We start from the raw sequence: 17,834 nt of genomic DNA on the forward strand, positions 1-17,834 counted from the left end.
CGTCTTCCGAAAGGGAACAATGCCCCGCGTCACCCAGCCGATCGCCCTGCTCGCGACCGCACTGCTCACCGTCGGCCTCGCCGGCTGCTCGTCGGCCGCGACCGGGTCCGAGGGCGCTGACAGCGACTTCACGCCCATCACCATCGAGCACGCCCTCGGCACGACGACCATCGAGTCGCAGCCCGAGCGCGTCGCCACGGTCAACTGGGCCAACCACGAGGTCCCGCTCGCGCTGGGCGTCGTCCCCGTGGGCATGGCCGCCGCGAACTTCGGCGACGACGACGGCGACGGGCTGCTCCCGTGGGTCTCCGAGAAGCTCGAGGAGCTCGGCGGCGAGACCCCCGTCCTCTTCGACGAGACCGACGGCATCGACTTCGAGGCCGTGGCCGACACGCAGCCCGACGTGATCCTCGCCGCCTACTCCGGCCTCACGCAGGAGGACTACGACACCCTGAGCGAGATCGCTCCCGTCGTCGCCTACCCCGAGACCGCGTGGGGCACCTCCTGGCGCGACACCATCACCTTCAACAGCGAGGCCATGGGCATGGCCGCCGAGGGCGAGGAGCTCGTCACCGAGCTCGAGGGCGAGATCGAGGAGGCCGCCGCCGCCTACCCGCAGCTGGAGGGCACCTCGGCGATGTTCCTCACGCACGTCGACCCGACCGATCTCAGCCAGGTCAGCTTCTACACGACCCATGACACCCGTCCCGCGTTCTTCGCGGACCTCGGCCTCACCACTCCCGGCAGCATCGAGACCGCCTCGGCGACCACCGACGCGTTCTCGCTCACGCAGAGCGCCGAGCAGGCCGATGCGTTCGACGACGTCGACGTCATCGTGACCTACGGCGACGACGAGCTCGTGAACACCCTCAAGGCCGACCCGCTGCTCTCGCAGATCCCGGCCGTCGCGAACGACGCCATCGTCCGCCTCCCCTCCACCCCGCTGGGCACCGCCGCGAACCCGACCCCGCTGTCGATCTCGTACGTCCTCGACGACTACCTGGGCCTCCTGGCCGAGGCCGCCGACAAGGCGAAGTGACCCTCACCGCCCCTCCTGCCGCCTCGGGCGTCGCCGCCGTGCGACGTCCGAGGCGTCTTCGCGCGCTCTGGCTGCTCGTCGCGATCGCGGCGCTCGTCGGCGCGGGCGTGCTCTCGGTCATGATCGGCTCGCGCGACGTGGCCTGGAGCGACGTGGTCGCGGCGTTCGGAGGATCGACCGACGGCTTCGAGCAGGCCGCGGTGGCCAAGCGCCTCCCGCGCACCGTGCTCGCGATGATCGCCGGGGCCGCCCTGGGCGTCGCCGGCGTGCTCATGCAGGGCGTCACCCGCAATCCGCTCGCCGACCCGGGCATCCTCGGCGTCAACACCGGCGCCTCGCTCGCCGTCGTCACCGGCATCGTCTTCTTCGGCCTGAGCACCGCCACCGGCTTCATCTGGGTCGCGATCGGAGGCGCCGCCGTCGCGGCCGTCTTCGTCTACGTCGTCGGATCCCTCGGCCGCGGGGGAGCGACTCCGCTCAAACTCGCGCTCGCCGGGGCCGCGACGTCGGCCGCCCTCGTCTCGGTGATCAGCGCGATCGTCCTGCCGCGCGCCGACCTGTCGGGCGGCATCCGCTCGTGGCAGATCGGCGGAGTGGGCGGCGCCACCTTCGCGAGCCTGGGCCAGGTGCTGCCGTTCCTCGCCGCGGGACTCGCGATCTGCGTGCTGTCGGCGAAGAGCCTCAACACCCTCGCGCTCGGCGACGAGCTGGCCGCGGGCCTCGGCGAGCGCGTGGCGGTGGCGCGCGGTGCGGCCGCCCTGGGCGCCGTGATCCTCTGCGGAGCGACCACCGCGATCACCGGACCGATCGGCTTCGTCGGCCTGGTCGTCCCGCACGCCTGCCGCCTGATCGTCGGCGTCGACCACCGCTGGCTGCTCCCCTTCTCCGCGGTCACCGGCGCGATCCTGCTCACCGGCGCCGATGTCGTGGGCCGCATCGTCGCCCGCCCGAGCGAGATCGACGTCGGCATCATCACCGCGCTGATCGGCGCTCCCGTCTTCATCGCGATCGTCCGCCGCCAGAAGGTGCGCGAGCTGTGACCGCCGTGCTCGAGCGGAGCCACTCCGCCACCGCCGCCGCCGTCGCGTCCGGCCGCCGTCGCCGCGGGGCCCGCCGCCGCACGGTCGTCGCCGTGCTCGCCGTCTCGGTCGTCCTCGCCTTCGCGCTCTCGCTCGTCTTCGGCCAGACCGTCTACACCCCCGACGAGGTGCTGCGCGTGATCCTCGGGGAGCAGGTGCCCGGCGCCTCCTTCACCGTCGGGCGCCTCCGCCTCCCGCGCGCGGTGCTCGCCGTGCTCGTCGGCCTCTGCTTCGGCCTCGGCGGCGTCAGCTTCCAGACCATGCTGCGGAACCCCCTCGCGAGCCCCGACATCATCGGCATCAGCGCGGGCGCCTCGGCCGCCGCGGCGTTCGCCATCGTGACGCTGTCGCTGGGATCCACACAGGTGTCCGTCCTCGCGATCACCGCCGGCCTCGCGGTCGCCCTGGTCGTCTACGCGCTCGCGTACCGCAGCGGAGTCGCGGGCACCCGGCTCATCCTCATCGGCATCGGCGTCGCCGCCATGCTCGACAGCGTCACCGCCTACGTCCTGTCCCGCGCCGCCGCCTTCGACTTCCAGGAGGCGAGCCGCTGGCTCACCGGCAGCCTCAACGGCGCCCGCTGGGAGGAGGTCGTCCCGGTCCTCGTCGCCGTGGTCGTGCTGACCCCGGTGCTGCTGCTCAGCTCCCGCGACCTCGCCGGCACGCAGCTCGGCGACGACACCGCCTCGGCCCTGGGCATCCGGGTGAACCGAACGCGCCTCGTGGTGATCGTGGCGGCCGTCGGTCTCATCGCCTTCGCCACCGCGGCCGCCGGGCCGATCGCCTTCGTCGCGTTCCTCTCCGGACCCATCGCCGCGCGCCTGATCGGCCCGGGCGCCTCCCTCCTGGTGCCGTCGGCCCTGGTCGGAGCCCTGCTCGTGCTCGTCGCCGATCTGGTCGGCCAGTACGCGCTGGGGCTGCGCTACCCGGTCGGAGTCGTGACCGGGGTCCTCGGCGCCCCGTACCTGATCTACCTCATCGTCCGCAGCAACCGATCGGGAGGCTCCCTGTGAGCGCCGAGCACACCCTGACCGTCGAGCACCTGACGCTCGGCTACGGCGACCGCACCGTCGTCGACGGCCTCGACCTCGTCGTCCCGCCCGGCCGCATCACCGCGATCGTCGGCGCGAACGCCTGCGGCAAGTCGACGCTCCTGCGCTCGATGTCGCGCCTGCTCGCCCCGCGCGCCGGCACCGTGCTGCTCGACGGCAAGGCCGTGCACCGGATGCCCGCGAAGCAGCTCGCGCGCACGCTCGGCCTCCTCCCGCAGTCGCCGATCGCACCGGAGGGGATCACCGTCGCCGATCTCGTCGGCCGTGGACGCCATCCGCACCAGGGCATCCTGAGCCGCTGGAACGCGCACGACGACGAGGCCGTCGCGACGGCGCTGGACGCGACCGACACCGCCGCCCTCGCCGACCGCGCCGTCGACGAGCTCTCGGGCGGGCAGCGCCAGCGGGTCTGGATCGCGATGGCCCTCGCGCAGGAGACCGACCTGCTGCTGCTGGACGAGCCGACCACGTTCCTCGACGTCAGCCACCAGGTCGAGGTGCTCGACCTCCTCGTCGACCTCAACCGCACGCGCGGCACGACCGTCGTCATGGTGCTGCACGACCTCAACCTCGCCGCGCGCTACGCCGACCACCTGGTCGCCCTGGCCGGCGGCACGGTGCACGCCTCGGGCGCCCCGGTGGACGTGCTCACCGAGGACACGGTGCGCGCCGTGTTCGGCCTCGACAGCCGCATCATCACCGACCCCACCTCCGGCACGCCGCTGATGCTGCCGCTCGGGCGGCACCGGCTCGCTCCGCACGGGGAGGACGCCTCGGTCCCGCAGAAGTAAGGCCCGTCGGCCCGAAGCGCCGAGAACCGCCTCGGGGAGCGATCCGGCCTTTCTCCTGCGGTGCGCCTCGGGACGGCGGACGGGTGCCGGGTGCGATGACGACGGATCGCGTGACGCGAGCTCGGCGATTCGCGCCGGTCCCGGTGCAGAACGCCGTTCCGGACGGCGCGCACATGACGGACGTGTAAACGGTTCCACACGGCGCCCGGGCGGCGTATACGATTCTTTCCAGTCCGCGTCGGATGGCCGTCGTCGGTCGACGCCCCCGCCAGCCTGCCCCCGACCAGAGGTCCCCCGCCGTGTCTGCTCCCTCCGCGCGCCCCGACGCCTCAGCTCTCCGCGGGCTCCGTGCGCTCCTGTTCGACCTCGACGGCGTGCTGACGCCGACCGCCGACGTGCACATGCACGCCTGGGCGCGGCTCTTCACTCCGTACCTGGAGTCGAAGGGCATCACCGAGGGCTACACCGACGCCGACTACTTCCGCTACATCGACGGCCGCCCGCGCTACGACGGCGTCCGGGCGCTGCTGGCGTCGCGCGGCATCGTCCTGCCCGACGGCGATCCGAGCGACGATCCCGCGCTCGAGACCGTGTGCGGTCTCGGCAACCGCAAGAACGACGCCTTCAACGCCGTGCTCGCGGCCGACGGAGTGGCACCGTACCCGGGCTCGCTCGCGTTCCTCGACGCCGCCATCGCGGCGGGCGTCGAGGTCGCCGTCGTGACCTCCTCGCGCAACGGCGTGCCCGTGCTCGTCGCGGCCGGCATCCGCGACCGCTTCGAGATCGTCGTCGACGGACTCCTCGCCGCCGAGCGCTCCATCGCCGGCAAGCCCGCCCCCGACACCTACCTCTACGCGGCCGAGCTGCTGGGCCTCACCGCGGCCGAGTGCGCCGTCGTCGAGGACGCCCACTCCGGAGTCGCCGCCGGCCGCGCGGGCGCCTTCGGCCTGGTCGTGGGCGTCGACCGCGGAGTCGGCGCCGAGACCCTCCTCGAGCACGGAGCCGACATCGTCGTCGACGACCTCGCCGAGCTCCTCCCCTTCCTCCCCGTCTCCACCCCCGAGGACGCCGCATGAACCCCATCACCTCCGACCCGCTCGACCGCAACCGCTTCCCGGTCGACGAGTGGGCCCTCGTCGAGACCGAGTTCGCGAGCGAGCTGCAGGGCCGCACCGAGACGCTCTTCGCGACCGGCAACGGCTACCTCGGCCTCCGCGGGAACGTCGAGGAGGGCCGCGACGGCTACGCCTACGGCTCCTTCATCAACGGCTTCCACGAGACCTGGCCGATCCGCCACGCCGAGGAGGCGTTCGGCTTCGCCCGCGTCGGCCAGACGATCGTCAACGTGCCGGACGCCAAGATCATCCGCCTCTACGTCGACGACGAGCCGTTCGTGCTCAGCGAGGCCGACATCCTCTCGTACTCGCGGCGCCTCGACTTCGCGAACGGCGTGCTGCACCGCGAACTCGAGTGGCGCACGCCCTCGGGCAAGCGAGTGCTCATCCGCTCGCGTCGGCTCGTGTCGTTCACCGACCGCCACCTCGCGATCCTCGACTACGAGGTCGAGCTGCTCGACGGCGACGCGTCCGTGCTCATCTCGAGCCAGATCCTCAACCGTCAGGACGGCGTGGACGAGTACCACGCGCCCTCCGGCAGCGAGGCGGCCGGCTTCGACCCGCGCAAGGCCGAGTCCTTCGAGGACCGCGTGCTCCAGCCGCGCCTCAAGCGCGTGAACGGCACCCGCTACCTGCTGGGCTACCGCACCACCAACTCGCAGATGACGGTCGCGTGCGGCGCCGAGCACGTCCTCGAGACCGAGAACGAGTGGGACCAGACCTCCCAGATCGACGACGACCTGGCCAAGCACGTCTACCGCGTCAAGGCGAAGGCCGGCCGTCCGATCCGCCTGGTCAAGACCCTGACCTATCACACGTCCCGCGGCGTGCCGGTGCGCGAGCTCGCCGACCGCTGCGACCGCACGCTCGACCGCGCCCGCGAGACCCCGGTCGAGGAGCAGTTCGTCAAGCAGCGCGAGTGGCTCGACGACTACTGGGCCCGCTCCGACGTGCAGATCGACGGTCAGGCCGCGATCCAGCAGGCCACCCGCTGGAACCTCTTCCAGCTCGCGCAGTCCACCGCGCGCACCGACGGCGGCGGAGTCGCGGCCAAGGGCGTCTCGGGGTCGGGCTACGGCGGCCACTACTTCTGGGACACCGAGGTCTACGTCCTCCCGTTCCTCAGCTACACCGCCCCGCTGGTGGCGCGGAACGCCCTGCGCTTCCGGCAGAACATGCTCGAGGCGGCCCGCTCCCGCGCGGCCGAGCTCAACCAGCGCGGTGCGCTCTTCCCGTGGCGCACCATCAACGGGCAGGAGTCGTCGGCGTACTACGCCGCCGGGACCGCGCAGTACCACATCGACGCCGACATCTCGTACGCCCTGATGCAGTACGTGGCCGCGACGGGCGACGACGACTTCCTCGCCCGGGGGGCCATCGACATCCTCGTCGAGACCGCGCGCATGTGGGCCGATCTCGGCTTCTGGCGCAGCAACGGCGACGACCACTTCCACATCCACGGAGTGACGGGGCCGGACGAGTACACGACGGTCGTCAACGACAACCTCTACACGAACGTCATGGCGCGCTCGAACCTGCGTGCCGCGGCCCGTGCGGTGGAGCTGCTCAAGGCGGTCGAGCCCGCCGCGTTCGAGCGGATGGCGTCGCGTCTCGCCCTCGACGAGGACGAGGTCCTCGAGTGGGCCCGCGCGGCCGACAAGATGCACATCCCGTTCGACCAGCGCGCCGGGATCCACCCGCAGGACGCCGCGTTCCTCGAGAAGGAGCTGTGGGACCTCGAGAACACGCCGGCGAGCAAGCGGCCGCTGCTGCTGCACTTCCACCCGCTGGTGATCTACCGCTTCCAGGTCCTCAAGCAGGCCGACGTCGTGCTGGCGCTCCTCCTGCAGGGCAACGAGTTCACCGCCGAGCAGAAGCGCGCCGACTTCGAGTACTACGACGCGCTCACCACGGGCGACTCGACGCTGTCGGCGGTCGTGCAGTCGATCATCGCGGCCGAGGTCGGCTACCACGAGCTCTCGAAGCACTACTTCCTGTCGGCCCTGTTCGTCGACCTGGCCGATCTGCACCGCAACACCGCCGACGGCATCCACGTCGCCTCGACCGGCGGCGTCTGGAGCGCCCTCGTCTACGGCTTCGGCGGCATGCGCGACCACGGCGGACGGATCACGTTCGACCCGCGACTGCCCGGCGACTGGGAGCGGCTGACCTTCCGCATCACGCTGCACGGCACGCGCGTGCGGGTCGAGGTCACGCAGGACGCGGTGCTGCTCACGGTCGAGGAGGGCGACGCCGCGGCGATCACCGTCCGCGACGAGCGCGTGCACGTCGAGGCCGGCAACCCCGTCCGCGTCGCCCTGGGGCACCAGGGCCCGCGCCTCACGGGAGCGCCGACCACGTCCGACATCGAGGGCACCCGCCGCTCGGACGGCACGGTCATCACGGCGTCCATCCCCACCATCTCGATGACCCCGGAGCCCGAGGTCCTGACCGGCCCGTAGGCCTCCGCTGATCGAGCAGCCCTCGGAGAGGGCTCCTTCCTGCTGATCGAGTAGCCCGCGCAGCGGGCGTATCGAGATCCCCGTCGGCCAGCAGCGCCCCCGGGGAACGACGAACGGCCGGGACCCCGAAGGATCCCGGCCGTTCCGGTGGAGCGTCGAGCGCTACGCCGCCGCGACCAGCGCGCGGACCGCCGACGTGAAGAACGTCAACCCGTCCACGCCCGAGCGCATCGCGGCGCGGGTGTCCGGACCGAAGCCCGCCTCGACCGCGTGCTCGGGGTGCGGCATCAGGCCGACGACGTTGCCGCGGGCGTTGCTGATGCCGGCGATGTTGTTCATCGAGCCGTTCGGGTTCTCGCCGAGGTAGCGGACGACGACGCGCCCCTCCGCCTCGAGCCGCAGCAGCGTGTCGGCCGAGGCGATGTAGCCGCCCTCGCCGTTCTTCAGCGGGATCGTGATCTCCTGACCGGGCTCGAAACCGTTGGTCCAGGCGGTCGCGGTGCTCGCGACCATCAGGCGCTGGTCGCGGCAGACGAAGGATCCGGCGTCGTTGCGGATGAGGCCGCCGGGCAGCAGGTGCGCCTCGGTCAGCATCTGGAAGCCGTTGCAGATGCCGAGCACCGGGGTGCCGGCGTTCGCCGCATCGATGACCTCGCGCATGATCGGCGAGTGCGAGGCGATCGCTCCGCAGCGCAGGTAGTCGCCGTACGAGAACCCGCCGGGCAGCACGATCGCGTCGACGCCCTGCAGGTCGTGGTCGCCGTGCCAGAGCGCGACGGGCTCGGCATCGGCGAACCGGATCGCGCGCTGCGCGTCGCGGTCGTCGAGGGAGCCGGGGAACGTGATGACGCCGATCCGCATGTCGGTCAGACCTCCGGGTAGTGGATGCCGACGACGTCCTCGATGACCGAGTTCGAGAGCATCTCGTCGGCGATGCGGGCGATCGAGGTGCGCACCTCGTCGGTGACCTCGTCGACCGTGATCTCGAAGCGCTTGCCGACGCGGACGCCGCTCACCGACGAGTGGCCGAGGCGCGAGAGGGCGCCGGCGACGGCCTTCCCCTGGGGGTCGAGCAGCTCTGCCTTGGGCATGACCTCAACGACGATCGTGGGCATCGTGTCTCTCCGGAGTGTCGGGGGAGTGTGCGGGAGTCCGCGCGCCCATGGTACCGCCCGTCGAATCCCGGAGGCGGTGCCGTCAGCGACCAGCGGCCGTCACCCGGATCGCGTTCGCCCACGGGTCCTCGAACCCCAGCGTCCGCCCGTCGTCCTGCGTCGCGATGCGCGCGTGACGGAGCCGCTCCTCGAGCGCTCCGACGTCGTCGGCTCCCGGCACCACGATCTCGACCTGCCCGAGTCCGAGCGCGAGCTGCCGCCGGCCCGCGCCGAGCGAGTTCCACGTGTTCATGGCCATGTGGTGGTGGTAGCCGCCGGCCGAGACGAAGAGCGCCTGACCGCCGTACGCGATCGTCGTCTCGAAGCCGAGCCGGTCGACGTAGAACTCCTTCGCCGTCGCCACGTCGCCGACGCTGAGGTGCACGTGGCCCACCGAGGCGCCGCCCAGGCGCGGCTGCGCGATCGACTGCTCGGTGAGGTGCTCCTGGAGGAACGTGTTCGGGTCGAGGAACACGGTGCCCATCTCGATCCGTCCGTGCATCCACGACCACTGGGTGCGGTCGCGGTCCCAGTAGAGCTCGACGCCGTTGTGCTCGGGGTCGTCGAAGTAGAAGGCCTTGCTGACCAGGTGGTCGGAGCTGCCGGTGAACGAGCCGGGGTGGCGGGTGGCGACGCTGTAGACCGCGGCCGCGAGTGCCGCCTCCGACTCGAAGAGGATCGCGGTGTGGAAGAGCCCGGCGGTTCGGGGGCCCGCGTGGCGCAGCTCCGGGGCGTGCTGCAGGATCACGGCGGCGGTGCCTCCGCGGCCGAGCACGGCGACGGAGCCGTCCTGCGAGAGGACGTCGAGGGTCACGGCGTCGCGGTAGTACGCGACCATGCCGTCGAGGTCGGCGACGCGCAGCGTGACCGCGCCCATCGTGGTGTCGGGAGCGAGCAGGTCGGGGGAGACGGTGTCCATCGTGTTCACGCTAGACCCAACTCAGTTGTAGCCACAACTATTTCCCCGACGCGACGTCTGTCTCATAGGCGGCTCATCGGATCCGTCCAGCCCGCCCCGAACGCGCGGGCGTCCACTGGGTCCTGCCGCCGAGAAGGGCGGCACCGGCTGGAGGACGAACCATGAACGAGACGCACGCACCCGATGGAGCAGAGCACGGGCCCGAGACGGCGCCGGCACCGGAGCCGGTCGAGGACCGCACCGCGCTCCGCCTCGACGACCGGCGCCGCCGCCGTCGCGCGCTGATCGCCGGCGGCGCCGGGCTCGCCGTGCTGATCGCAGTCGCGGCGGGCGGGGTCTCGTACGCCGGCACCGCCGAGGCCGCGTCGTCGTCCTCCTCGAGCACGGCGACGATCGTCTACCCGGGCGGCTCGCGCGGGTCCTTCGGCGGCGGCTCCTCGATCTCCCCGTACGGCAGCGGGTCGGGCTACGGGTCCGGGTCCTCGTCGAGCGCCGGCGCGGCCACCTCGACCGACGCCGTCCCCGCCTCGACCGCGCAGACGGCGGGAGTCGTCACGATCGTGTCCGACCTGACCTACGAGGGAGCGCGCTCGGCCGGTACCGGCGTGATCCTCACCTCGGACGGCATGATCCTGACCAACAACCACGTCGTCGAGGGCTCGACGAGCATCGCCGTCACCGTCGAGTCGACCGGCGAGACCTACACCGCCCGGGTGGTGGGCACCGACGCGGCGAACGACGTCGCCGTGCTGCAGCTGGAGGACGCCTCCGGCCTCACTCCCGCGACCCTCGACACCGACGGCGTCGCGATCGGCGACGCCGTGACCGCGGTCGGCAACGCGGAGGGGACCGGCGACCTCGTCGCCGCCGCCGGCACCGTGACCGCTCTCGGCCAGAGCATCACGACGCAGTCCGAGACCGGCATCGCGGGGGAGACCCTCGCAGGGCTGATCCAGGTCGACGCCGACATCGTCTCGGGCGACTCCGGCGGACCCCTGGTGGACGCCTCCGGCGCGGTCGTCGGGATCGACACCGCGGCGTCGAGCGGATCGGCGGACATCACCGGCTTCGCGATCCCGATCGCCACCGCGCTCGACATCGTCGCGCAGATCGAGGCCGGAGCCGACACCGCCACCATCGAGATCGGCTACCCGGCGTTCCTCGGAGTCTCGCTCTCGTCGGGCGCGAGCCCGTACGCGTCCGATGCCGCGGGCGCCGTGATCGGCGGAGTGATCGAGGGCACCCCGGCCGCGTCGGCCGGCCTCGCCGCCGGCGACGTGGTCACGGCCGTCGACGGCACTCCGATCGCCTCGGCCGACGCGCTCTCGGCGGCGCTGGCCGAACGCGAGCCCGGCGAGTCCGTCACCCTCTCCTGGACCGACGCCTCCGGCACCGCCCACTCCGCCCCCGTCATCCTCACCGAGGGCCCCGTCGCCTGACCTCCGCGGGAGGCCGTCCGTCCTTCCGGCACGCTCGTGCATCCGCACGATCTGCAGGCACTTGTGCGATCTGCAGGGGATCCGGCCCGCACGCGATCCGAGCTTGCGGCGGAAGGGGCATTCCCGGCCGGATCACCTGCAGATCGCACATCCGCCCCGCTCGACCCGCCGCGTTGTTTTGACTCACTCAACACAACTCCGGTAGTGTCACCGGCATGACGACACCGGACGACCGCCTCCGAGCCTCCGGGCTCAAGGCCACCGCCACGCGGCGGGCCGTCCTGCACGCACTCGAGGAGCATCCGCACTCCGGGGTCGACGAGGTGCTGGCGCGAGTGCGTGCCGAGCTCCCCGACACGTCCGCGCAGGCGGTCTACGGAGTGCTGTCGGCCTTCACCGACGCCGGCCTCACCCGCCGCATCGAGCCCGAGGGGCATCCGCGCCGCTTCGAGCTGCGCGTCGGCGACAACCACCACCACGTCGTCTGCCGCGCGTGCGGAGCCGTCGCCGACGTGGACTGCGTCGTCGGAGCGGCCCCGTGCCTGCACCCGTCCACGTCGAGCGGCTTCACCGTCGACACGGCCGAGGTCACGTTCTGGGGCACCTGCCCCGACTGCCTCCGGGCATCAGCGAACTGACCCGACACCATCACCGCAGCGGCGGGCCGGAAGGCACGCCGCCGACAGGAGGAACATGACCGAGGAACGATTCACGACCACGAACTCCGGGGCGCCGGTCGCCAGCGACCAGCACTCGCTGAGCGTCGGGGCCGACGGCCCCCTCGCGCTCCACGACCACTACCTCCTCGAGAAGCTCGCGCAGTTCAACCGCGAGCGCATCCCGGAGCGCGTCGTCCACGCCAAGGGCGGCGGAGCGTTCGGCCGCTTCGTCACGACCGGCGACGTGAGCGCCTACACCCGTGCCGCGCTCTTCCAGCCCGGCGTCGAGACCGAGATGCTCGCGCGCTTCTCCGCCGTCGCCGGTGAGCAGGGCTCGCCCGACACGTGGCGCGACCCGCGCGGCTTCGCGCTGAAGTTCTACACGAGCGAGGGCAACTACGACCTCGTGGGCAACAACACCCCGGTGTTCTTCCTCCGCGACGGCATCAAGTTCCCCGACTTCATCCGCTCGCAGAAGCGCCTCCCCGGCACGCACCTGCGCGATCACGACATGCAGTGGGACTTCTGGACGCTGTCCCCGGAGTCGGCCCACCAGGTCACGTGGCTCATGGGCGACCGCGGTCTGCCGAGCTCGTGGCGCCACATGGACGGCTTCGGATCGCACACCTACCAGTGGATCAACGCGGCCGGCGAGCGCTTCTGGGTGAAGTACCACTTCAAGACCGACCAGGGCGTCGAGATCCTCAGCCAGGAGCAGGCCGACCAGATCGCCGGAGAAGACGCCGACTTCCACATCCGCGACCTGTCCACCGCGATCGACAGCGGCGACTTCCCGACCTGGACCCTGTCCGTGCAGGTCATGCCCTACGAGGACGCGAAGTCGTACCGGTTCAACCCGTTCGACCTCACCAAGGTCTGGCCGCACGCGGACTACCCGCTGATCGAGGTCGGCACGATGATCCTCGACCGCAACCCCGAGAACTACTTCGCGCAGATCGAGCAGGCCGCGTTCGCCCCGTCGAACTTCGTGCCCGGCATCGCGGCGAGCCCCGACAAGATGCTGCTCGCGCGCATCTTCAGCTATGCCGACGCGCACCGGTACCGCGTGGGAGCGAACCACGCGCAGCTCCCGGTCAACGCTCCGAAGTCGCCGGTGCACTCGTACTCGAAGGACGGGGCCATGCGCTTCGACTTCCAGAAGTCCGAGGTCCCGGTCTACGCGCCCAACACGATGGGCGGCGCGCACGCCGACCCCGCTCGTGCGGCGGAGTCCACCGGCTGGGAGAGCGACGGCGAGCTGACGCGCGCGGCGGCGACCCTGCACCCGGAGGACGACGACTTCGGCCAGGCGGGCACGCTCTACCGCGAGGTCCTCGACGACGCCGCCCGTGCGCGTCTCGTCGCGAACATCGCCGGGCACGTGTCGAAGGTCACGCGCCCCGAGCTCCGCCAGCGGGTGCTGCAGTACTGGGCGAACGTCGACAGCTCGCTGTCGCAGCGCGTCGCCGAGGCGCTCGAGCCGTCCGCGCCGGGTGCCGATGTGGCCCCGGAGGAAGTGGGCATCGGGGCCTGACCCCGCCGCCCGAACGAGTGCGCGGTGCCGGGCTGGACCCCGGCACCGCGCGAGTCCGATGAGATCCCCGACCGTGAAAGACGAGAGATGACCACCGAACGATCTTCAGAGTACGTGCCCGCGCCCCTGTGGGGCTCCTACGTGTCGAGCGGATCGGCGAACGCCGCGTTCGTCGGCCGGTACACCGATGTCGAGCCCGCCCGGCCCCGCCGGTCGAGGGAGTACGCGGCCGCTGTGACCGGCGCCGTCGCGCTGCCGTCGACCTGACCTCCGCCTCCGCGGACCACGATCAGCGGACGGTGCGGGCTGTCGCGTGCGGCCCCGCACCGTCCGCTTCCCTGTGCGGCGGCCTCCCGCTGGGCGGCCTTCCGCTCAGTGCTGGAGGGCGGCCTCGCGAGCGCCCGTGCTCCCGCGGCGCACTCCCGGCCACCAGAACGCGTCCCCGGTGAGGAACACGAGCGCCGGCACCAGCACCGTGCGCACCACCAGGGTGTCCAGCAGCACTCCGATGCAGACGATCACGCCGATCTGGGTCAGCGCGACCACCGGCAGCACTCCGAGCACCGCGAACACCGCGGCGAGGAGGATCCCGGCGCTGGTGATGACGCCGCCGGTCGAGGCGAGCGCGCGCACCATGCCCTCGCGCGTGCCGTGGGCCGCCCGCTCCTCCCTGGCCCGTGTGACGAGGAAGATGTTGTAGTCGACGCCCAGCGCCACGAGGAACAGGAACGCGAAGAGCACCACGTTCGCGTCGAAGGCCGGGAAGCCGAGCACCCCGCGGAACAGCAGGTTCGCGGCGCCGAGGCTGGCGAAGAAGGTCGCGAGCACGCTCGCGATCAGCAGCACCGGAGCGACGAGCGAGCGCAGCAGCAGCGCGAGGATCAGGAACACGATCGCGAGGATGATCGGGATGATCAGCGCCTGGTCCCGCTCCGAGGCGGTCTGCGTGTCGAGCGCGGTCGCGTCGCTCCCGCCGACGAGGCTCTCGGAGGCGTCGCCGTCCGCGTCCGCGTAGGCGTCGCGGAGCGCGGTGATCGTCTCGAACGCCTCGGCGCTCTCGGGCTCGCCGGCCAGGGTGAGGCTGAGGGCGGTCCTCCCGTTCGCGCTCTCGCCGGGGCGCACGGAGTCGACGCCGTCGGTCGCCTCGGCGATCGCGACCGCGTCGCCCACGGCGTCGTCCGGAGCGAGGACCGTCGTCTGCGCGGTGAGCCCCGCGCCGAAGGACTCGTCGATCACGACCTGCGCCCGCACCGACTCCGGATCGCCGAGCAGCTGGTCCGTCTGCGACAGCCCGACCTTCGCGCCGATCAGGCCGAGCGAGAGGAGGGCCACGCCCAGGGTCGCGACGACGGCGATGCGGTCCGGTCGGCGCGCGACCCCGCGGCCGAGCCGGGTCCAGAGCCCCGGAGTCCGCTCGCGGTGCACGTGCTTCTCGTCGCGCTCGGCGTCGGGGCGGGGGACGAACGGCCAGAACAGGCCTCGGCCGCAGAGCACGAGAGCGGAGGGGAGCACCGCCAGGGCGAACAGGATCGCGATCGCGACGCCGATCGCGCAGGCGAAGCCGAGGGCGCGGTTGCCGGCGAGTTCGGCGAGCAGCAGGGTCAGCAGACTCAGCGCGACGGTGCCGCCACTGGCCGCGATCGCGGGGCCGGCGCTGCGGACGGCGGTCGACATCGCCCGGTGCCGGTCCGGCTCGTGGAGCAGCTCCTCCCGGTAGCGCGCCACGAGCAGCAGTGCGTAGTTCGTGCCGGCACCGAAGACGAGGACCGAGAGGATCCCGCTGATGGAGGCGTCCAGCGGCACCCCGGCCGCGTCGGCGAGGGCCGCGACGACGACCCGCGCGAGGCCGTCGGCGATGCCGACCACCACGAGGGGCACGATCCACAGCACGGGACTCCGATAGGTCGCGATCAGCAGGACCGCCACGACCAGCACCGTGATCAGCAGCAGCCGGAAGTCCGCTCCCGCGAAGGCGTTCGAGATGTCGGCCTGGAATCCCACCGCTCCGGTGAGGTAGCTGTCCAGGCCCGCCGGCAGCCCGTCGGATCCGGCGGCGCGCAGCTCCGTCGCGACCGACTCGACGTCGTCCACCACCGAGGACTGCGCGAGCGGCACCGCGACCAGTGCCGCCGCGCCGTCGTCGCTGAACTGCGGTCGCACCGCCTCCGGAGCGGTGGACAGATCCGCGAGGGCGACGGCCCGTTCGGCGATCGCGGCCCGGTCCTCCTCGGTGAGCCCGTCCGTCCGGTTCCAGAGCAGGATGCCGGCCGTCGTGTCGGCCGAGGGGAACTCGTCGAGCAGCGCGGCGACCTCGGAGGACTGCGCCGAGTCCGGCAGCCCGGACTGCGGGAACCCCGACTCCGAGCTCTGCGGCAGGAGGGCGAACAGCGCGCCGACCGCGAGGAGCGCGGCGAGCAGGGTCAGCCACGCGCGGCGGCGGGTGCGGACGAGGAGGACGAGCGGTGTCATGGTTCACTTCCGGCGGGATCGAGGAATTAGTCAGCCTACTGACTAGTAGGAGAACTAGCTATCCAAAAACCCCGGGAACCCGAGCCGGCGCTTCCACTCGTCGAGGACCTCCCCGCTCACATCGAAGAGCTCCGTTCCGCGGTGCGGCGCCTCGATCTCGGTGCTCGTCACCCGGACCCCGCTCGGCAGGACGTCGACGATCGCCGCTCCCGACGCCGCGACCGACCTCTCGTGCGACGGCCCCGCGAGGACGTCCGTCCGATTGGCGGCACCCGGGGCGACGACGACAGGAGCCGGCCCGCTCGTGTCGACGAACGCGTGGTGCCAGTGCCCGGAGAGCACGGCCAGGACGGTGGCGCCCGAGACCGCCTCCCAGAGGTCGTGCGGATTCACGAGTCCCATCACCGTGTGCAGCGGCGCCACCGCGGCGATCGGCGGATGGTGCAGGACGAGGACCACCGGGGCGCCGGGGTCCTCGGCGATCCGCTCCCGGAGCCACGCGAGGGTCGGCTCGGTCAGCAGTCCCCACGAGGCGCCGCCCGGCACGGAGGAGTCCAGCGTCAGGATCCGGACTCCCCGCACCTCGGTCGCGGCGTTGCCGGGGCCGGTGGATCCGAAGCCCTCCCGATCGTCGTGGTTGCCGAGCGCGAGCACGAGCTCGGCGGCCCGGGCAGAGCACCAGGCCGAGAGGCGCTCCCGGAGCGCGGAGTACGACGCCGGGTCGCCGTCGTCGGCCAGATCCCCCGAGACCACCACGGCGTCGATCCCCTCGACCGCCTCGTGCGCCTCGAGCACCGCGTCGAGGCTCGCCCTCGTGTCCACGACCCGGTTGTACCGCGCGTCCGGGTCGGCGAGCAGGTGGGTGTCCGAGAGGTGCAGGAGTCGGAGCGGCCGGGGTGCCGCGATCTCGAGGATCGCGTCCGCCCGGGAGGCGGCCTCCTCGATCAGTCGCGCGTTCGCCTCGTCCGGACCGTCGGTCCAGGCGAGAGCCTCCTCGAGCGTCTTCCCGTAGCGGAGGTGCCGGGCCGCGAGGCGACTGCGCCGGATCCGGGGCGCGAGTGCGAGGTGCAGACGCAGGTCGAGGAGCGGAGCGACGTCCGCCCAGCCGTCCTGCTCGAGCAGCAGATGGTTGCCTTCGACGAACACGACCGTCCCCTCCTCGACGGGAAGGGGGAGCGAGTCGGGCACCGGCTCCTCGATCGAGCGATCGAACGACGAGACGCGCACGACGGACCCGGGCGCCGCGTCGCGCAGCCGGTGGAGCGCGTCGACGAAGGCGCTCGTGTCGAAGGTGTCGGGAGCACCCATCCGCTCCCGGCGACCGAGCTCGCGGAGACGCTCCTGCGAGAGGTGGTAGCCGTCGAGGGGGAGCACCGCTGCACCGGGGACCTGCGCACGCAGTTGCTCGGCGAGGGTGGACTTGCCCGACCCGGGGGAGCCCGAGAGCCCGACGAGCAGCAGCGCTCGGCCGACCCGCGCCGACGCGACGAGCCGAAGCGCCTCGGGCAGCGAGGTGAGCACCGGAGGGCCGGTGCGGGACGAGGGGGGACCGTCGACAGGAGGCATGCGCCCATTCTCGTGACGCGAGCAGTCGAGAGGGGGGCGAGGCCGCCCGGCTGGGGAGGCTTCCGCCGGCCGCCGCCCTGGGGAGGGCGGTGCCCTCGACACGCCCGGGATGATCGATTCCACCCCGCCGTTTGACACGCTCCCGATCGCTGCGTAACTTATTCCGAGTCGCCACATAGGCCGCAGGGAAACGGAAGAGACCGGCTCGCAAGAGCCTCTCCTACGTCCCGGCCTCAATCGGGACCATCCACTCAGACAGCTGCTCCTCGGAACAGGCTCCATGCAGAGGATGTAAAGCCTCCGCAGGATCCTCGGGTCCAGCAGCTTCGCCGCCCGCGAAGGACTTCGGTCCGGATCGGGACGCTTCGGAGCGCCTCTCGGCGCTAAGACATGGCGAAGAAGCCGGATTTGACACGGCCTGCGGATGTGCTAAGTTATCCAAGTTGCCACGGCGGCGAAAGAGAATAGCTTCTCTCAAGCTTAGTCGGTCACAGGATGACAAGCAACAAGGATTTACAGCAACATTTTCAATCACTCTCGTTGTGAAGCGCCTTTC

Annotated in this window: 15 protein-coding genes; 10 read left to right on the forward strand and 5 right to left on the reverse strand. The window is 71.8% G+C overall.

The window, feature by feature from the left end:
* The first annotated feature begins 19 nt into the window (after positions 1–19).
* The 6 genes from IOC53_RS05855 to IOC53_RS05880 all read left to right on the forward strand — a co-directional run bounded on the left by IOC53_RS05855 (position 20) and on the right by IOC53_RS05880 (position 7,538).
* Positions 20–1,039 carry an iron-siderophore ABC transporter substrate-binding protein gene (locus IOC53_RS05855; protein ID WP_207403425.1) on the forward strand — a complete coding sequence of 340 codons (1,020 nt, stop codon included), beginning with the start codon at positions 20–22 and terminating at the stop codon, positions 1,037–1,039.
* Positions 1,036–2,079 (forward strand): iron ABC transporter permease, encoded by a 1,044-nt coding sequence (locus IOC53_RS05860; RefSeq protein ID WP_207403426.1) that lies wholly within the window; start codon positions 1,036–1,038, stop codon positions 2,077–2,079. Before IOC53_RS05855 ends, IOC53_RS05860 begins: the two co-directional genes overlap by 4 nt.
* Positions 2,076–3,131, forward strand: a complete 1,056-nt coding sequence (locus tag IOC53_RS05865; protein WP_207403427.1) for an iron chelate uptake ABC transporter family permease subunit — start codon at positions 2,076–2,078, stop codon at positions 3,129–3,131. Before IOC53_RS05860 ends, IOC53_RS05865 begins: the two co-directional genes overlap by 4 nt.
* Positions 3,128–3,961, forward strand: coding sequence for an ABC transporter ATP-binding protein (locus tag IOC53_RS05870; protein WP_207403428.1), 834 nt, complete (start codon positions 3,128–3,130; stop codon positions 3,959–3,961). The genes IOC53_RS05865 and IOC53_RS05870 overlap by 4 nt, the downstream gene beginning before the upstream one ends.
* A 299-nt stretch (positions 3,962–4,260) precedes the next feature.
* On the forward strand, positions 4,261–5,037 hold the full coding sequence (locus IOC53_RS05875) for an HAD-IA family hydrolase (RefSeq protein WP_307786080.1): 777 nt from the start codon (positions 4,261–4,263) through the stop codon (positions 5,035–5,037).
* Positions 5,034–7,538, forward strand: a complete 2,505-nt coding sequence (locus tag IOC53_RS05880; RefSeq protein ID WP_207403430.1) for a glycoside hydrolase family 65 protein — start codon at positions 5,034–5,036, stop codon at positions 7,536–7,538. Before IOC53_RS05875 ends, IOC53_RS05880 begins: the two co-directional genes overlap by 4 nt.
* Positions 7,539–7,700: 162 nt before the next feature.
* Here IOC53_RS05880 and purQ read toward each other — a convergent pair whose 3' ends face one another.
* The 3 genes from purQ to IOC53_RS05895 form a co-directional block, all read right to left on the reverse strand.
* Positions 7,701–8,399 (reverse strand): phosphoribosylformylglycinamidine synthase subunit PurQ, encoded by a 699-nt coding sequence (purQ, locus tag IOC53_RS05885; RefSeq protein WP_207403431.1) that lies wholly within the window; start codon positions 8,397–8,399, stop codon positions 7,701–7,703.
* Between the two features lie 5 nt (positions 8,400–8,404).
* Entirely contained in the window at positions 8,405–8,653 is a 249-nt protein-coding gene (gene purS / locus IOC53_RS05890) for a phosphoribosylformylglycinamidine synthase subunit PurS (RefSeq protein WP_207403432.1), read from the reverse strand.
* A gap of 82 nt (positions 8,654–8,735) precedes the next feature.
* Complete coding sequence (locus IOC53_RS05895) at positions 8,736–9,611, reverse strand: VOC family protein (protein ID WP_207403433.1); 876 nt, start codon at positions 9,609–9,611, stop codon at positions 8,736–8,738.
* Positions 9,612–9,772: 161 nt separating this feature from the next.
* Between IOC53_RS05895 and IOC53_RS05900 the strand changes: the two genes are divergently transcribed.
* The 4 genes from IOC53_RS05900 to IOC53_RS05915 all read left to right on the forward strand — a co-directional run bounded on the left by IOC53_RS05900 (position 9,773) and on the right by IOC53_RS05915 (position 13,510).
* Entirely contained in the window at positions 9,773–11,050 is a 1,278-nt protein-coding gene (locus IOC53_RS05900) for a S1C family serine protease (RefSeq protein ID WP_207403434.1), read from the forward strand.
* A gap of 215 nt (positions 11,051–11,265) precedes the next feature.
* Positions 11,266–11,688: a Fur family transcriptional regulator gene (locus IOC53_RS05905; RefSeq protein WP_207403435.1), complete on the forward strand. Its 423-nt coding sequence runs from the start codon at positions 11,266–11,268 to the stop codon at positions 11,686–11,688.
* A gap of 55 nt (positions 11,689–11,743) precedes the next feature.
* The gene (locus IOC53_RS05910; RefSeq protein ID WP_207403436.1) at positions 11,744–13,243 is read left to right on the forward strand and encodes a catalase; all 1,500 of its coding nucleotides are present in this window, start codon (positions 11,744–11,746) and stop codon (positions 13,241–13,243) included.
* 87 nt (positions 13,244–13,330) lie between these two features.
* Positions 13,331–13,510: a hypothetical protein gene (locus tag IOC53_RS05915; protein WP_207403437.1), complete on the forward strand. Its 180-nt coding sequence runs from the start codon at positions 13,331–13,333 to the stop codon at positions 13,508–13,510.
* 105 nt (positions 13,511–13,615) lie between these two features.
* Here IOC53_RS05915 and IOC53_RS05920 read toward each other — a convergent pair whose 3' ends face one another.
* Together IOC53_RS05920 and IOC53_RS05925 are read right to left on the reverse strand one after the other, a co-directional pair.
* A complete protein-coding gene (locus IOC53_RS05920; protein WP_207403438.1) occupies positions 13,616–15,712 on the reverse strand; it encodes an MMPL family transporter in 2,097 nt (698 codons plus the stop codon).
* 54 nt (positions 15,713–15,766) lie between these two features.
* A complete protein-coding gene (locus IOC53_RS05925) occupies positions 15,767–17,278 on the reverse strand; it encodes a metallophosphoesterase (RefSeq protein WP_207403439.1) in 1,512 nt (503 codons plus the stop codon).
* Positions 17,279–17,834 lie beyond the last annotated feature (556 nt).

The organism is Rathayibacter sp. SD072 (assembly GCF_017355185.1).
In the GTDB taxonomy this organism is placed as follows: Bacteria; Actinomycetota; Actinomycetes; order Actinomycetales; family Microbacteriaceae; genus Rathayibacter.

What these genes read in the sequence shown, in the direction of transcription:
- IOC53_RS05855 (WP_207403425.1), top strand. Translation starts at nt 20, where the DNA reads ATGCCCCGCGTCACCCAGCCGATCGCCCTGCTCGCGACCGCACTGCTC.
- IOC53_RS05880 (WP_207403430.1), top strand. Translation starts at nt 5,034, where the DNA reads ATGAACCCCATCACCTCCGACCCGCTCGACCGCAACCGCTTCCCGGTC.
- purQ (WP_207403431.1), bottom strand. Translation starts at nt 8,399, where the DNA reads ATGCGGATCGGCGTCATCACGTTCCCCGGCTCCCTCGACGACCGCGAC.
- purS (WP_207403432.1), bottom strand. Translation starts at nt 8,653, where the DNA reads ATGCCCACGATCGTCGTTGAGGTCATGCCCAAGGCAGAGCTGCTCGAC.
- IOC53_RS05895 (WP_207403433.1), bottom strand. Translation starts at nt 9,611, where the DNA reads ATGGACACCGTCTCCCCCGACCTGCTCGCTCCCGACACCACGATGGGC.
- IOC53_RS05900 (WP_207403434.1), top strand. Translation starts at nt 9,773, where the DNA reads ATGAACGAGACGCACGCACCCGATGGAGCAGAGCACGGGCCCGAGACG.
- IOC53_RS05905 (WP_207403435.1), top strand. Translation starts at nt 11,266, where the DNA reads ATGACGACACCGGACGACCGCCTCCGAGCCTCCGGGCTCAAGGCCACC.
- IOC53_RS05910 (WP_207403436.1), top strand. Translation starts at nt 11,744, where the DNA reads ATGACCGAGGAACGATTCACGACCACGAACTCCGGGGCGCCGGTCGCC.
- IOC53_RS05915 (WP_207403437.1), top strand. Translation starts at nt 13,331, where the DNA reads ATGACCACCGAACGATCTTCAGAGTACGTGCCCGCGCCCCTGTGGGGC.
- IOC53_RS05920 (WP_207403438.1), bottom strand. Translation starts at nt 15,712, where the DNA reads ATGACACCGCTCGTCCTCCTCGTCCGCACCCGCCGCCGCGCGTGGCTG.
- IOC53_RS05925 (WP_207403439.1), bottom strand. Translation starts at nt 17,278, where the DNA reads ATGCCTCCTGTCGACGGTCCCCCCTCGTCCCGCACCGGCCCTCCGGTG.